17 protein-coding genes are annotated in these 14,900 nt (G+C 69.1%); 4 read left to right on the plus strand and 13 right to left on the minus strand.

Annotated elements, in window-relative coordinates; all coding sequences use genetic code 11:
* Positions 1-4: 4 nt before the first annotated feature.
* The 4 genes from FDZ84_RS30825 to FDZ84_RS30840 form a co-directional block, all read right to left on the minus strand.
* Complete coding sequence (locus FDZ84_RS30825) at positions 5-1,564, minus strand: amidohydrolase family protein (RefSeq protein ID WP_168588741.1); 1,560 nt, start codon at positions 1,562-1,564, stop codon at positions 5-7.
* 200 nt (positions 1,565-1,764) lie between these two features.
* A complete protein-coding gene (locus FDZ84_RS30830) occupies positions 1,765-1,992 on the minus strand; it encodes a DUF5703 family protein (protein WP_210435221.1) in 228 nt (75 codons plus the stop codon).
* Positions 1,989-3,032 (minus strand): YncE family protein, encoded by a 1,044-nt coding sequence (locus tag FDZ84_RS30835; protein ID WP_246868553.1) that lies wholly within the window; start codon positions 3,030-3,032, stop codon positions 1,989-1,991. The genes FDZ84_RS30830 and FDZ84_RS30835 overlap by 4 nt, the downstream gene beginning before the upstream one ends.
* Positions 3,033-3,084: 52 nt before the next feature.
* A complete protein-coding gene (locus FDZ84_RS30840) occupies positions 3,085-4,068 on the minus strand; it encodes an aldo/keto reductase (protein WP_168588742.1) in 984 nt (327 codons plus the stop codon).
* Positions 4,069-4,346: 278 nt separating this feature from the next.
* Between FDZ84_RS30840 and FDZ84_RS30845 the strand changes: the two genes are divergently transcribed.
* Together FDZ84_RS30845 and FDZ84_RS30850 are read left to right on the plus strand one after the other, a co-directional pair.
* Entirely contained in the window at positions 4,347-5,168 is an 822-nt protein-coding gene (locus FDZ84_RS30845; protein ID WP_371812928.1) for an undecaprenyl-diphosphate phosphatase, read from the plus strand.
* A gap of 102 nt (positions 5,169-5,270) precedes the next feature.
* Positions 5,271-5,966 (plus strand): histidine phosphatase family protein, encoded by a 696-nt coding sequence (locus FDZ84_RS30850; protein WP_168588743.1) that lies wholly within the window; start codon positions 5,271-5,273, stop codon positions 5,964-5,966.
* 89 nt (positions 5,967-6,055) lie between these two features.
* Here FDZ84_RS30850 and FDZ84_RS30855 read toward each other — a convergent pair whose 3' ends face one another.
* From FDZ84_RS30855 to FDZ84_RS30865, 3 genes are all read right to left on the minus strand, one after another.
* Positions 6,056-6,892, minus strand: a complete 837-nt coding sequence (locus tag FDZ84_RS30855) for a hypothetical protein (protein WP_168588744.1) — start codon at positions 6,890-6,892, stop codon at positions 6,056-6,058.
* Positions 6,886-7,416: a hypothetical protein gene (locus FDZ84_RS30860; protein ID WP_168584134.1), complete on the minus strand. Its 531-nt coding sequence runs from the start codon at positions 7,414-7,416 to the stop codon at positions 6,886-6,888. The genes FDZ84_RS30855 and FDZ84_RS30860 overlap by 7 nt, the downstream gene beginning before the upstream one ends.
* A 340-nt stretch (positions 7,417-7,756) precedes the next feature.
* A complete protein-coding gene (locus FDZ84_RS30865; RefSeq protein ID WP_168588745.1) occupies positions 7,757-8,029 on the minus strand; it encodes a helix-turn-helix domain-containing protein in 273 nt (90 codons plus the stop codon).
* A 57-nt stretch (positions 8,030-8,086) separates the two neighbouring features.
* On the opposite strand from FDZ84_RS30865, the gene map reads away from it, so the two are divergent.
* A complete protein-coding gene (gene map / locus FDZ84_RS30870) occupies positions 8,087-8,854 on the plus strand; it encodes a type I methionyl aminopeptidase (protein WP_168588746.1) in 768 nt (255 codons plus the stop codon).
* A 294-nt stretch (positions 8,855-9,148) separates the two neighbouring features.
* Positions 9,149-10,348, plus strand: coding sequence for a macrolide family glycosyltransferase (locus FDZ84_RS30875; protein ID WP_168588747.1), 1,200 nt, complete (start codon positions 9,149-9,151; stop codon positions 10,346-10,348).
* A 100-nt stretch (positions 10,349-10,448) separates the two neighbouring features.
* On the opposite strand, the gene FDZ84_RS30880 is transcribed toward FDZ84_RS30875, so the two are convergent.
* The 6 genes from FDZ84_RS30880 to FDZ84_RS30905 all read right to left on the minus strand — a co-directional run bounded on the left by FDZ84_RS30880 (position 10,449) and on the right by FDZ84_RS30905 (position 14,850).
* Positions 10,449-11,489, minus strand: coding sequence for an MFS transporter (locus FDZ84_RS30880; protein ID WP_168588748.1), 1,041 nt, complete (start codon positions 11,487-11,489; stop codon positions 10,449-10,451).
* Positions 11,490-11,577: 88 nt separating this feature from the next.
* Positions 11,578-11,868 (minus strand): hypothetical protein, encoded by a 291-nt coding sequence (locus FDZ84_RS30885; protein WP_168588749.1) that lies wholly within the window; start codon positions 11,866-11,868, stop codon positions 11,578-11,580.
* Positions 11,869-11,895: 27 nt separating this feature from the next.
* Entirely contained in the window at positions 11,896-12,474 is a 579-nt protein-coding gene (locus FDZ84_RS30890; RefSeq protein ID WP_168588750.1) for an acireductone dioxygenase, read from the minus strand.
* On the minus strand, positions 12,471-13,097 hold the full coding sequence (mtnB, locus tag FDZ84_RS30895; protein ID WP_168588751.1) for a methylthioribulose 1-phosphate dehydratase: 627 nt from the start codon (positions 13,095-13,097) through the stop codon (positions 12,471-12,473). Before mtnB ends, FDZ84_RS30890 begins: the two co-directional genes overlap by 4 nt.
* A complete protein-coding gene (mtnC, locus tag FDZ84_RS30900) occupies positions 13,094-13,813 on the minus strand; it encodes an acireductone synthase (RefSeq protein WP_168588752.1) in 720 nt (239 codons plus the stop codon). The genes mtnB and mtnC overlap by 4 nt, the downstream gene beginning before the upstream one ends.
* On the minus strand, positions 13,810-14,850 hold the full coding sequence (locus tag FDZ84_RS30905) for a s-methyl-5-thioribose-1-phosphate isomerase (protein ID WP_168588753.1): 1,041 nt from the start codon (positions 14,848-14,850) through the stop codon (positions 13,810-13,812). Before FDZ84_RS30905 ends, mtnC begins: the two co-directional genes overlap by 4 nt.
* Positions 14,851-14,900: the final 50 nt, after the last annotated feature.

Below are 14,900 nucleotides of genomic sequence, written 5' to 3' on the forward strand. Positions count from 1 at the left end.
GGGCTCACGCCTTTGGTGTGAGGCGGATTCCGGTGCGGGGGCCGAGGTATTCGCCGTTGTCGACGACGGTTCGCCCGGCCTGGCAGACCCAGGGGATGCCGGCCGGTGGCCGCAGCGGGTCTCGGTAGTCGCCGACGTCGATGACCGTGTCGGCGTGGAAGGCGACCAGATCGGCGACGTGGCCGGCGGCGATCACGCCGCGGTCGGGGATGCGGAAGCACTGGGCGGGCAGCGAGGTCATCCGGCGGATCGCTTCGGGCAGGGTCAGCACGCCGCGCTCGCGGACGTAGCGGCCGAGCACACGGGGGAAGGTGCCGGTCAGTCGCGGGTGCGGTTTTCCGCCGGTGCCGGGAGGCAAGCCGTCGGAACCGATCATGGTCTGCGGGTCGGCCATGGCGAGTTCGAGGTCGTCCTCGTGCATCGAGAAGTTGATCATCACGACGCGGAGGCGTTCGCCGACCAGGACTCTGATCAGCGCGTCGACGGATTCGGTGCCGTCGGTCGCAGCGATCTCGGCGATGGTGCGGCCTTCGAAGCGGTGGCTGGCGGTGGTGGCGATGAGGATGCGGTCCCAGGCGGTCTGGTCGCCGATCGTGACGGCGAGGTCGTCGCGTCCGGTTCGGCTGCGCAGGCGCGCGAGGGTCTCGTCGGCGGTACCGGCGAGGTAGGTGGTGGGTAGCACGGCGGTGAGCATGGTCGAGGATGCGGTGTAGGGGTAGACATCCTGGACGACGTCGTGGCCGGTGTCGCGGGCCTGGTGGATCTTGTCCAGGGCGGGGCGCATCTTGCCCCAGTTGTCCGGGCGGGTGGCTTTGAGGTGCGACAGGTGGGTGCGTCCTGCGGTGGCGCCGATGCGGAGGGCTTCGTCGATGGATTCCAGCAGGGCGTCGCCTTCGTTGCGCATGTGCGTGACGTAGAGGCCGGTGCCGCCGAGGGCATCGGCGGCGGCGGTGAGTTCGGCGGTTGTGGAGAAGACGGCGGGTGGGTAGATCAGGCCGCTGGAGAGGCCGAACGCGCCGGCGGTCATGCCTTCTTCCAGGGCGGTTCGCATGGTGCGCAGGGCGTCGTCGTCGGGTGCGGTGTCGGCCATGCCGAGGGCGGCGATGCGGAGGGTGCCGTGTCCGATCAGGGGGCAGTAGTTGGTGACGTAGCCGGCGGCGTCGGTGGCGGCGAAGAGGTCGTGGAAGCCGGTCCAGGTGAAGTCCAGCGGTGGGAAGAGGCGTTGCAGGAAGGTCGCGAGGGTGTCGGCGTTGCCGCGGGGTGCGAGGCTGAAGCCGCAGTTGCCGACGACTTCGGTGGTGATGCCTTGAAGGATCTTGGTGGTGTCGTCGGTGGTGAGCAGTGGGGCGTTGTCGGCGTGGGAGTGGACGTCGATGAAGCCGGGGGCGAGGACGAGTCCGGTGAGGTCGCGTTGGGGGGTTCCGGCTGGGAGCGTGCCGGGGTGTTCGACGGCGGTGATGCGGTCGTCCTGGATGAGGATCTCGGCGGGCCGCAGGGGCGCTCCGGTGCCGTCGGCGAGGAGTGCGCCGGTGAGGAGTGCGCCGGTGAGCAGTTCGGTGGTCACGCGGGTTTGCCTTTCGTGCTGCCGGTGGTGGGGTGTGCGGTGGAGCCGGGTTGCGGCGGCAGACGGGGTTGGCGCGGGGTGATCATCGAGCGGTTGAACGAGTCGGAGTTCGCGAACGGCGGGAGTGGTTGTTGCGGGTGCCGTGAGCGTGCAGGGTCGGTTCTGGCTGGGTCAGGCAGAACCGTGGGGTGTTGTTGGGCTCAGGTGAGCAGGCCGGGTACGCCGGGGGTGGTTCGGCGGCGGCGCAGCCAGACCTTGCGGGTTCCGTCGGAGTAGAGGAGTACCCGGGATAGTTCCCAGCCGGCGAATTCGGCGTGGATGCTGAGCTGGGTCGCTGCGCTCCAGCGGGTGATGCCCGGGGGCAGGCGCAGCGGCCGGTACTCCCAGTCCGGGTCGGTGTCGGTTCCGTCCGCGTTCACGGGTTTCACACTCTCACCACCTGGTATCCGGCGCCGTTGGCGGAGGCGATGTAGATGTCTCCGGTGTCTGGGTCGACTGCGACTGCGTTGGGTTGGGTGATGGTGGGGAGCCGGTGGCGTTCTTGGGGTTCGCCGCCGGCGATGTCGTAGCCGACGAGTTCGTTGGTTGCGGTCAGCGTGACCCAGGCTAGGTCGCGGGTGGGGTCGTAGGCGAGGCCGTAGGGGGCGCCGGGGACGGGGTAGCGCTGTTTCATGATCAGCGGGTCGGTGCTGAAGGCGAGGAGTTCTTGGCCGCGGGTGTCGATGGTGAGGATGCGGCCGTAGCGGTCGGTGACGGCGTTGGTGGCGCCTTGTCCGGCGCGTAGGCCTGCGCCTTTGGTTCCGGTGGTGGTGTCGATGGGGGTTAGTGCGGTGGTGAGGCGGTCGAGGACGACGATGCTGCCGTTGCGGGTGGGTAGTAGTTGTGCGGGGCCCTGGAATTTTTCGGTGGTGGCGGTGGGGTTGCCGTTTTGGAGGATGGTGACCGTGGCGGTGTTGCGGAGGATGATCGCGGTGCGGTTGCCGTCGAGGTCGATTGCGTCGATGGGGCCGCCGGGTATTGGGGTGGGTTGTGCGGTGGCGGTGCGCAGGTCGACGCGGGTGATGGTGTTGGCGTCGGGGAGTGCTGCGAGGAGTTGGCCGCGTTCGGCGTGCAGTGTGGCGGGTGCGCTGGGCAGGGTGATCGTGCGTTGGGTGTTGGTGCGTGTGTTGGTGAGAGTGAGGTTGGGGCCGCTGGCGAGTACGAGGGTGTGGGTGTCGTGGTCGTAGGCGGCGTGTTGCACCGGTGGCGCGGGGTGGACGGTTCCTGCTGGTGGTGTGGTTGCTGGGGGTGCGGTGGCGGGTGTTGCGGCGGTGAGGGTGTCGGTGACCTGGAGGGGGTCGCTGGTGGTGTCCATTCCGCAGCCGGTGAGCAGGGTTGCGGAGAGGCAGATGATGGCCAGCCGACGCAACGAGGCCTCCTTGGTGCCGGGTGCCCGCGGGGTGCGGTGCGTGTTGCTTGTTTCCAGCATCCCTGATCCGGCGGTGGGGGCTGTGTGGGGTGTGGTGGATGTGTCGGTGGGGTCAGGGCTGGGCTGGGTTGCGTTCGGGGTAGCTCTTGTTGGGGGTGCTGATGTCGTCGAGGGCGGCGCGGATGGCTGGGGGGAGGGTGAGGTCTTCGGCGGCGAGGGCGGTTTTGAGTTGGGTGGCGGTGCGGGCGCCGAGGACGGGGGCGGTGACGCCGGGGCGGTCGCGGACCCAGGCGAGGGCGACGTGGACGGGTGAGGTGCCGAGGCCTTCGGCGGCGGTGAGGACGGCTTGGACGATGCGGGCGGCGCGTTCGTTGCGGTGGTGTTCGACGTAGCTGGCGAGGTGGCTGGTGGCGCCGCGGGAGTCGGGTGGGGTGGCGTTGCGGTATTTGCCGGTGAGGACGCCGCGGCCTAGTGGTGCCCAGGCGAGCAGGCCGAGGCCGTGGTGTTCGGCGGCGGGGGTGACTTCGCGTTCGATGCCGCGTTCGAGCAGGGAGTATTCGACTTGGGTGGCGATCAGGGGGGTGCGGGTGGGGTGGGTGTTCTGGTGTGTGGCGGCGGTGGCGAGTTGCCAGCCGGAGTAGTTGGAGATGCCGGCGTAGCGGACGCGGCCGCTGGTGACGGCGGTGTCGATGGCGGAGAGGGTTTCGTCGAGGGGGACGGTGGGGTCCCAGGCGTGGAGTTGCCAGAGGTCGAGGTGGTCGACTTGGAGGCGGCGCAGTGAGTTGTCGAGGGCGGTGAGCAGGGCGCCGCGGGAGGCGCCGCCGCCGAAGGGGCCGGGTTTGCGGCGGGCGACGGCTTTGGTGGCGAGGACGATTTCGTCGCGGGGGAGTTGGGTGGTGAGGAGGTTGCCGAGGATTTCTTCGCTGTGGCCGTCTTGGTAGACGTCGGCGGTGTCGATGAGGGTGCCGCCGGCTTCGTGGAAGGTGGACAGTTGCTCGGCGGCTTCGTCGGCGTTGGTGTCCAGTCCCCAGGTCATGGTGCCGAGGGCGAGGCGGGAGACGCGGAGGCCGCTGCGGCCGAGTTGTCGGTGTTCCACGTTGGGTGAGGGTATTCGGTGTGGCGGCCGTGGTTGGTGAGGCTGCAGCGGCGGGTCTGGTTCTGGGTGTTCCGGATCACAGTGCTTGGTGGGTGTCGGGTTTGTTCGTTGTTCGTTGTGGTCAGTTGTTTGCTGACCTGCTGGGATGCGGGTTTGCGGGGTGGGGGTGGGTGGTTGTTGGGGATGTTGCAGGATTTGGGTTCCGGGCCTGGCGGCCGGTGGCCGGTGGGCGTACAAGAGTTTTCGCGATCGTCCTGGAGTGGGTTTCGTTGTCGTGGTTGCAGGCCATGGTGTTGGCCGTGGTCCAGGGGCTCACCGAGTTCCTTCCGATTTCTTCGTCTGGTCATCTGTCGATCGTGTCGAAGTTGTTCTTCGGTGACGATGCGGGTGCGTCGTTCACGGCGGTGACGCAGATCGGTACCGAGTTGGCGGTGGTGGTCTACTTCGCTAGGGACATCGTGCGTTTGGTGGCGGTGTGGTTCCGGGGTTTGGTGTCGGCTGAGGTGCGGCGGACGCAGGATTACCGGTTGGCGTGGTATGTGATCGTCGGCAGTTTGCCGATCGGGGTGCTGGGTTTGTTGTTCCAGGACTTCATCCGGTCGACGTTCCGTAGTTTGTGGATCACTGGTGCGACGTTGATTGTGTTCGGTGTGCTGATGGGGTTGGCGGAGCGATTGGGCCGCCAGCGTCGGGCGCAGGACCAGTTGCGGTTGAGCGATGGCGTGGCGATGGGTTTCGCGCAGTCGTTGGCGTTGATCCCTGGTGTGTCGCGGTCGGGTGGCACGATCACGGCTGGTTTGGCGTTGGGGTTGGATCGGCCGACGGCGGTGCGGTTTTCGTTCTTGTTGGCGATTCCGGCGGTGTTCGCGGCGGGGTTGTCGGAGATTTCGCACGTGTTCGAGCCGAGCCCGTACGGGTTGCAGCCGTCGGTGGCGCAGATGGTCGTGGCGACCGTGGTGGCCGGGGTGATCGGGTATGCGGTGATCGCCTGGTTGTTGCGGTTCGTGGAGCGGCACAGCGTGTACGTGTTCGTGTGGTACCGGATCGTGTTGGGGTTGGTGTTGTTCGGGTTGTTGGGTTTCGGTGTCATGCAGCCGTGATCTGGTGATCGTTGGGCGCGGTCCGCACCGGGTGGTGCGGGCCGCGTCTTTTTGTGGGGGTTGTGGTGGGTGGCGTTGGGGTTGGGCCTACCCTCGGCTGGCGTGGCGACTCTCATCCTGTTGCGGCATGCGCGGTCGGCGGCTAATGGTGCCGGGACTTTGGCTGGGCGTTCGCCCGGTGTCGGGTTGGACGAGACCGGGGTGGGTCAGGCGGCGGGCCTGGTGGACCGGTTGGCGGGGGTTCCGTTGCGGGAGGTGGTGGTGTCGCCGTTGCAGCGGTGCCGGGAGACTGTGGCGGGGTTGGCGGCGCGGCGGGGGCTTTCGCCGGTGGTGGAGGCGGATCTGGTCGAGGTCGATTACGGCGAGTGGACGGGGCGCAAGATTTCGGAGTTGGTCGGGGAGCCGTTGTGGAAGGTGGTGCAGCAGCACCCGTCGGCGGCGGTGTTCCCGGGTGGTGAGGGGTTGGCGCAGGTGCAGGCGCGGTCGGTGGCTGCGGTGCGAGCGCATGATCGCCGGCTGCCCGCGGATGCGGTGTGGTTGGCCTGCACGCATGGTGACGTGATCAAGTCGGTGCTGGCGGATGCGTTGGGGCTGCACCTGGATGCGTTTCAGCGGATCGTGGTTGATCCGTGTTCGGTGAGCGTGGTGCGCTATACGGAGACGAGGCCGTTCGTGTTGAAGGTCAACGACACGGGTGGGGATGTGTCGGGGTTGGTGCCGCCGGTGGATGCCGCGAAGTCGGGTTCGGATGCGGTCGTGGGTGGTTCGGCCGGTGTTTCGGAGTCTGGTCGCGGCTGACCTTGGGGTGTTCGGCTTGGTCGGCGGCCGTGGGTGTTTTCGGGTCGCTTTCGCGTCTTGAGGTGTTCACGGCCGCCCCCGGGTGGCGGTTAGTTGCGGAGTTGGACGAGGTGGCAGCGGGCGTCTTCGGGCAGGAATCGCTGGGTGCCGCCGGTGAAGCGGACGAGGACCTGCTGGTTGTTTGCCGGGGTGACCTGGTCGACGATGCCGACGGGGCCGATCGGGCCGTAGATGCGGACCGCGTCGCCGGGTAGCAGTTCGTTGGCGTTGACCTGTTCGACGTTGGTGGCGGCCGAGGCGGGCCGTAACCAGCGGATGGTGGCGAACCAGGCGGCGAAGGCGGCGGCGGGCAGGATCAGCGGCAGCCAGGCGTGCAGGTCGATGAGCGCCAGGCCCAGCGCGGTGCCGGTGAGCGTGGCCCACAGTCCGGAGCTGATCGGGATTTTGCCCAGTTGCAGCCAGCCGGTGGTGCGGATGGTGCCGTCGGGTTGGTGGCCGCGGGGTGGTGTCGTGGGCTGGTTGGGGGAGTCGAAGTAGGTGTCGTCTGCGTCGGCGAGATCATCGCGGGTGGTTTCGCCGGCGGTGATCTTGCCGAGTGGTTCGCGGGCGGTGTCCTCGGGTCGGACCCGGGGGATTTCGGCGGTTTCGGTCACTGAGGGGTGCTCGGCCGGGATCGCCAGCGGCTGGTCGAAGCTGGTGTGGTCGGGGTTGAGCAGGGTGCGCAGCATGGTGACTTCCATGTCGCGGCGGTGCCCGCATTGCTGGCAGACCATGACGACGCCGGTGGGGGCGTCGTGGTCGGTGACGGTGGTCAGGGGGCCGTGCCCGTGGGGGCATTGCGGGGCGTGGGGGCCGTTTTCCAGGATGCGCAGGGCGCTGGCGTGGTGGCGGTCGGTGGGGTGGTCGTCGTCGGTGTTGTTCACCATTGTGTGGTCCACCTCAGTTTGCCGTCGTCGGCGCGTTCGCAGCTGGCGGCCGCGCCGGAGGTGGTGCGGCCGAAGTCGCCTTCTTGGGAGCAGCGTTCGCCTTCGTCGACTACCGGGCCCGGGTCGTCCTTGCTGGTGGTGGTGGGCCGGGGGCGGCCGTTGTCACCGTTGTGGCCCGGTGGGTTGGGCAGGCGGGTTGGCTGGGGTTGCTGCGTGGTGGTGGGGGTGGCCGAGGTCGTGGGGGGTTTGCTGGTGGTGGTCGTCGTGCTCGGCGGCGTGGTCGGTTCCGGTTCGGTGGTCGTCGTGGTGGTCGGCGGGGCCATCGAGGTCGTGACCGGGGTGAGGTGGCTGACGGGCACACGCGGGGGTTGCGGGGGTGTGGCGAGATCTTGGTTGCCTGTGGGTAGGGCGTTGATCACGCCGACGCCGGTCGCGGTCAGCAGCGCGGCGGCGGGCAGCAGGCGTGCCGCCAGGGGGCTTTTCCACCACCAGCGGCGCAACTGGTCGGGGTGCTCGGCAGGCAACTGGCGACTCCGTTCGTGTTGTGCCGGTTGTTCTCCCCGACCCGGCTGGCGCATCGTAGCGAATTCGTCACGGACTCGTGTCGTAAGCCGGGGTGGGCGTCGTGGGTTGCCGGCTGGTTGTCGGAGCGTATGGGACCGCGGAGTCTTGGCTGTGATCTCCATCGCAGCGTTGCGGGAGTGGGTGTGGGTCAACCGGAAACGCAGGTCCGGACACGAAGGGTCGTCGTCGTGATCATCCGATGTGGACTGTCCGCAGCGGACCGCGGACCGGGCGCCGTGGGTATTGCGGTCGCTGGTTTTTTCGCCCGGGGTTAAGAAGGACTTATGTCTTGCGGGGGTGTCAGGCCGGCATGCGGCGTTGCGTTTCCTGCGTGGCCGCGACGTCCCTGCGCAGTTCGTCCAGCGACAGTCCCACCGCGTCGGCGACCGCGGCGACGGTGAAGAACGCCGGGGTGGGGATGCGGCCCTTCTCGATCTTGCGGAGGGTCTCGGTGGAGATCCCGGATGCGGCCGCGATCTCGACCATGCTGCGTTCGCCGCGGGCGTCCCGCAGCGCTTGGCCAAGCAGTTCGCCCCGTCGCCGTTCGTGCTCGTTCAGCGGCACACGCACCATGGCCGTGATACTAATATCGGTATAGTTATTGGGGCCAGTGGTGTGGGAGAGACGCACGTGATCGAATTGAAGACAGCGATCGAGATCGACGCGCTGCGCGAAGCGGGGCGCGTCGTCGCCCAAGCGCTGCAAGCCGTCCGCGCGCACGCCACCGCCGGCACCACGCTGCGCGAACTCGACGAGATCGCGCACACCACCATCACCGGAGCCGGCGCGCAACCGGTGTTCCTCGGCTACCGGCCCAACTGGGCACCCACCCCGTTCCCCGGCACCATCTGCGCCTCGGTCAACGACGCGATCGTGCACGGCATCCCCAACGGGCGTGCACTGGCCGACGGCGACCTGGTCAGCATCGACTGTGGAGCCCGCCTGCAGGGCTGGGTCGGCGACGCGGCGATCACCTTCAGCGTCGGCCCGGCCCGCCCCGAGGACACCCAGCTGACCGAAACCACCGCGCAGGCCCTGGCCGACGGCATCGCCGCCGCCCGGCCCGGCGGCCACACCGGCGACATCGCCCGCGCCATCGGCGTCGTCGGGCGCGGCGCCGGCTACGGCATCCCCGGCCCCCTCGGCGGCCACGGCGTCGGCCGCGACATGCACGAAGCCCCGTTCGTGCCCAACGACGGCCCCGCCGGACGCGGCACCCCGCTGCGCCCCGGACTGGTCCTGGCCATCGAGCCGATGTTCCTCGCCGGCGGCAGCGACGACATCCGCACCGCCGAGGACGGCTGGACCGTGCTCACCAGCGACGGCAGCCGCGCCGCCCACGTCGAGCACACCATCGCCATCACCGACGACGGACCACGCGTGCTCACCCTGCCCTGACCCGCCCGGAACCACGCGGTTCCGGGGTTTTGCGCGAAGCCCCGGAACCGCGTGGCGCACGCGGTGGTAACCGGAAACGGCACGAGGAAATGCGACCAACGGCCGATGCCGGACGCAATTCCTTCACGGCATGCGCGGTCGTCCGGCGATGGCCCAATTCGGATGCGAGCCCCGTTTTCCCCGGGAAAGGTGTGAAAACGGCGATGATCAACGCCACATGCCGCCACCGGAACAGACCCGGATACTGGACGGTGAGCCCCGCGCGCGAAACGCGCATGTCCAGCACGAGGAACCATGAAAAAGCACTTCGCCTTCATCAGCATGCCCGCCGCCGGCCACGTCAACCCCACGCTGCCGCTGGTCGCCGAACTGCTGCGCCGCGGCCACCGCGTCAGCTACGCCATCGGCCGCGAAATGGCGTCCACCGTGCAAGCCAGCGGTGCCGAAATCCTGGAACTACCTACCGAATTGCCGAAAATACCGCCACAGGACCAGCCCGGCCCGCCGCCGGTGGCGAAACTGATGCAGTTCTTCATCGACGACATCCGCGCCAGCTTCCCGCCTCTGCGGCAACGATTCCGCGCCGACCCGCCGGATGCGGTGTGCTTCGACGTGATGACCAGCACCGGACGCATGCTGGCCCAAGACCTCGACGTCCCCGCGATCGCGCTGGTGCCCAGCTTCGCCGCCAACGAGAACTTCTCGCTGCGCGACGTGCTCGACGCCGACAACGCCGGATTCCCCACCGAAGCGTTCGCCGAATTCGGCAGCCGGATGCAGCAGGTGGGCGCCGAGTTCGGCGTGCGCGCCGAACTGCCCTTCGGCGCGCCGCCCGCGGAGCTGAACCTGGTGTTCCTGCCGCGGGAATTCCAGCTCCGCGCCGACACCTTCGACCAGCGGTTCCGCTTCATCGGCCCGCTGCTGGGCGAGCGCGCCGAAACGCCCTGGAAGCCCCGCGACCCGCATGCCCCGCTGCTGTTCATCTCCCTAGGCACCGCGTTCAACAACCGCCCGGAGTTCTACCGGATGTGCTTCGAGGCATTCGGCGGGAGCCACTGGCAGATCGCGATGTCCACTGGCCAGCACATCGACCAGGCCCAACTCGGCGCGATCCCCGCGAACTTCGACGTGCGCGCCTCCTTCCCGCAGCCGGCGGTCCTGCGCCACGCCACCGCGTTCCTGTCCCACACCGGCATGAACTCCACCATGGAATCCCTGCACGCCGGGGTCCCGCTGGTTGCCGTGCCGCAGATGCCCGAACAGGCCGCCAACGCCGCCCGCGTCGAAGAACTGGGACTCGGCCGCCGGCTGAAACCCGAAACCCTCACCGCCACCGACCTGCGCGCCGCAGTCGACACCATCGCCGCCGACGAGCAGGTCCGTGCCAACCTGGACCGGATGCGCGAGATCATCCGCGGCTGCGGCGGGCGCGGTGGCGGAGCCGACGCCCTCGAGACCTACCTGAGCTGCCCCCCGGGGACGCACGGCCCGTGAGTGGTTTCGGGGGCCACAGCGCCCAAAACCACTCACGAGCCACCTGGCCGAGCAGCGCAGCGGTCGGCGCGAAGACGGCTGCGGGTGGGGGATCCGGACATCACCGGACTCGGACGGCCACCGCCACGGCCAGCAGCGTCAACACCGAAGCGACGCCGAAGCCCGCGAAGTACGCCGTGACCGGCGACCACACCAACCACGCCGCGAACAACGCACCCGTGACCGCCAGAACGGTCGTGGTGAACAGCGACTCGCTGAGCTGCAACGCCGAACTGTTCACCCCCTGCTCCTGCGGCGCCGACCACCGCAGCGTCAACGCCGACAACACCGGGTACATCAACCCCATCCCCAGTGACAGCACCGTCAACCCGGCGATGCACAACACCAGCGGCACCACCGGGAGCGCACCCAACCCCGCAACGACCAGCACCAGCGGAACCCAACCGGTCTGCTGCCCGCCGTAATGCAGCAGCAGCGCCCCCGCGGCTGCACCCACCGCCCACAACGGACGACGCGAGCGGGGCCGCTGCGGCGCCACGGGCCACGACAACCCGCGCAGACTTGGGTTCACCAGTACCAACGAAGGCACCGCCAGCACCGCTGTCGTCAGGAACACCCACCGCCAGCTCAACTGCTCCACCAGCAAACCCGCGACCAACGGGCCCGCGATCGACGGCAACAGCCACGCTCCGGCCAGCAACCCGAAAAACCGCGCCCGCAACTCTTCCGGCAACGTGTGCCCGACGACCACGTACAGCGCCACCGAGCTCAACCCGCCACCCAGGCCCTGCACGATCCGGCCCACCACCAGCACCCACATCACCGGCGCCACCCCGGCCAGCAGCAACCCGGCGGCGAACACCGCGACCCCCACCCGCAGCGGCACCGCCGGCCCCCGAACATCGCTCCACCCACCCGAGACGACCATGCTCACCACACCCGCGGCCATGGTGCCGCCGAAAGCCACCGCATACAGCGTCAACCCGTCCAGGGCCCGCACCACCGTCGGCATCGCCGTGGCCACCGCCACGTACTCGAAGGCCACCGACGAGATCAAGATCAGCGCACCAACGGTCAGCGACCGGTAGCGGCGGGACAGCAAACCCGCCCCGGTTGCGGAATCGGCATCGATCGCGGACACGGGCCGGCCCCCCCTTGCGCGGCTCTTCGGACGACGGACCGTGCCAGCGTTCAACCTCCACCGCACTCCAGGTCAAGCCTGCCGGTGATCAGCGTGCCCGGGCGTGCTTGGGGCGGCGGTCCAGCCACAGCTGGGCGAGCGTCAGCGGAACCACCCAGCCCAGCCACGCCGTCAAACCGCCGATGGTCCACATCATGAACTGTTCGTTGCCGAGTTGCGTGCCGGTGACTGCGCCGTTGACGGTGCCGATGACGAGGGGGTGAAGATGCCCCATCGGCGAGGTGCCGATGGGGCTGGGATCTTCATGGTGGCTCCCGTATCCCGACCATCCCTCTTGGGAAGAACCGCAGGGAACGGAAAAGCCGGGTGCGGACAGCAAGTCCGCACCCGGCTCCGGCGTGAGAGGTCAGCCCCGCGAGGCCATCAGATCATCGAACGACGGGAACAGCTCTGCAGTGTTGGTGTCGCAGAAATCGCCCACCCAACCGTCCTCGTCGTGGAAGAAGCGGATCGCGACGAAATCCGGGCGGGTGCCCATGTCGAACCAGTGCGTGGTGTTGGCCGGCACGCTCAGCAGATCACCCGCCTCGCACAGCACCGCGTAGACCTTCGCGCCGATGTGCAGATAGAAAACCCCCGCGCCACGAGCGAAGAACCGGTCCTCGTCATCGTCGTGGGTGTGCTCGGAGAGGAACTTTTCCCGAGCCGCTTTGGCCTGCTGCTCCCACTCCGGATCACCGTCGCGCGGCGCCATCACCGCCGCGTCCACCTTGATGTAGCCCTCTGCGTCGATGACGGCGTCGACCTCGGCGCGATAGGCCGCCAGCACGTCCTCCGACGTGGCGTCCTCGGCCAGCTCCGTGAGCTCCCAACGCTCGAAGCGCACCCCGAACTGCTTGAGGACGTCTCCGATCGGGCCGGGGTCCTCGGTGCGCAACTCCACCGTGCCGGGATCGGTGTCCGGCCACACGGTCAGCAACGTCATGCCACTACCTCCTGGAATCCGTTCGTGGCCAAGGTGAACTGGAACAGCCAGTCCAAGCATTCCGTGCGGTGCCTGGCCTGCACCAGGTCCCGCCCCCACACGTACACGCCGTGGCGCGCCACGATCACCACTGGCGTCGCGGCGTCGAAACCCGCCTCGAACGCATCACCCAACACACCCATGTCCTGGCTGTTGGGGACCACCGGGACCGTCATTACGTCGTCGTCGCGGCGCCCGAGCCCCTTGAGCATCTCCAGATCCCGCAACACCACACCGCCGGGCCAGCGCTGTGCGGCCACCACCGCCGAGAGCATGTGCACGTGCACCACCGCGCCCGCCCCGGCCACCGACGCGATCCTCGCGTGTAGCCCCGCCTCGGCCGAAGGCCGCTGCGCGGGATTGGGCTGATCGGGCACGGCCTTACCCGTGGCGTCCACGACCACCACGTCGGCAGCGGTCAGCTCGCCCTTGTCCAGGCCGCTGGCCGTCACCGCCAGCCGCAGCGGGTCCTGCCGCAACGTCACCGACAGGTTGCCGGACGTGCCGCGCATCCAGCCCAGCCCCGCCATCCGCGCCGCCTCGCAGGCCAGCGCCGCCCCGGCCTGCTTCAGCTCGATGCTCACGCGATCACCTCAAGCTCAACATCGCCGAAAGTGGACACCACCGGGTGCGTCCCGTAATCGGCGTCCGCGAACGGTTCCCCGGCCCGGGCCACGCCCACCGTCCGCCAGCCCGCCGCCGCGGCGGCGTCCAGCTCCGCGGGCACATCGGAGAAGAACACGATCTCGGCTGCCGTGGCGCCCAGCCCGTCGGCGATCTTCTCGTAGGAGTCGCGTTCCCGTTTCGGCCCGGCGTTGACCGTGTCGAAGTGATGCGCGAAGAGCCCCCGCAGATCGCCGGAAGTCGTGTTGGAGAACGACGCGATCTGCCCGGCCACCGAGCCGGAGGAGAACACCGCCAGCCCCAGGCCCCGGTCGCGCCAGGACCGCAGCGCCGGCACCACGTCGGCGAAGTAGTCGGTGGTCAGCTCCCCGCGGGCGTAGCCGTCGGACCAGATCAGGCCCTGCAACGTCTTCAACGGGGTGGCCTTGCGATCGGCGTCCATCCAGCCGTGCAGCACCGCCACCACCTCAGCGGTCCCAGCCTGCTCGCCCAGCCCGGTGTCGGCCTTGACCTGCGTGACAGCCTCGGCCACCACAGGATCGTCGGAGTGCGCGTCGATCCACGCCCCCAACCGCGGGCGCGCGTAGTCGTAGAGCACCACGTGCACCTGGCTGGTGGCGGTCAACGTCCCCTCGATGTCCAGCACGCCCCACCGGGCCGCGACCTGCACGCTCACCGCGCCGTCCCCCGTTCCTCTTCCCAGTACTCGTGCACCCGCTCCGGCCCGAACGCGCCCCGGTCGGTCACCACGGTCGTCACGAACCGCGGATCGGTGATGTCGAAGGCCGGGTACAGGCCCCGCACCTGCTCGCTGGCGCTGCGCCGTCCCAGGGTGTGCAGCACCTCATCGCCGTCGCGGAACTCGATCGGCACGTCCGCGCCGGTGGACGAGCGGGGATCCGGCGCGTGGCACAACGCGTGGAACGGCACCCCGAACGTGTGCGCGGCCACCGCCAGCTGCAGCGTCCCCACTTTGTTGATCACGTGACCGTCCATGGTGACCCGGTCGCTGGCGGTCACCAACGCGTCGATCTCACCCGCGCGCATCAGCGACGCCGGCATGCCGTCGGTGACAAGCGTGGTGTCCACACCCATCTCCGCAAGCGTCTCCGCGGTCAACCGCGCGCCCTGCAGGTACGGGCGGGTCTCGGTGCACACGAACGACAGCTGCTTGCCCGCCTCCAGCGCCGCCTCGACGAGCCCGACCAGGTACAGATCACCCCAGCAGTGCGTCAGGATCCGCCCCCGCTCCGGCAGCAGCGCCGCACCGGCGCGCCCCATCTCGCGGCTGCGCCGCCGGTAATCGGCGTCACCGGCCTGCGCGCCGGCGAGCGCCGCGGCGACCACGTCATCGCCGCCGGCGTCCACCGACGCCATGACCCACTCCACGGCCTTGCGCGGCTGGTCGTTGGTCGGCCTGGTGGCGATCAACCGGTCACCGGCGACCCGCAGGTGCTTGCGCGCGGTGGCGGGCCCCTGACCGGCGGCCTCCCGCGCGGCCAGCACCATGCCCCACAGCACCGCGAAGTACGGCCCGGAGGACTGGGTCACCATGTCCTCGATCGCTGCGGCGACCTCCTCGACCGTGCGAGCGCGCACCCACCGGTGCTCGAACGGGAACACCCGGCGATCCAGGATGTGAACCCCGTCCTCGGCCAGCCGCACGCTGTCGGCCAGCGTCGGCAACCCGGGGTGTGCGGCAGGCGGCGGCATTCAGGTCCTCGGCAGTACTCGTGGGCGGTGAACAGGTCTTCACCCCAGGG

Source organism: Saccharopolyspora sp. ASAGF58 (assembly GCF_012277335.1).
GTDB classification, from domain to species: domain Bacteria; phylum Actinomycetota; class Actinomycetes; order Mycobacteriales; family Pseudonocardiaceae; genus Saccharopolyspora; species Saccharopolyspora hattusasensis.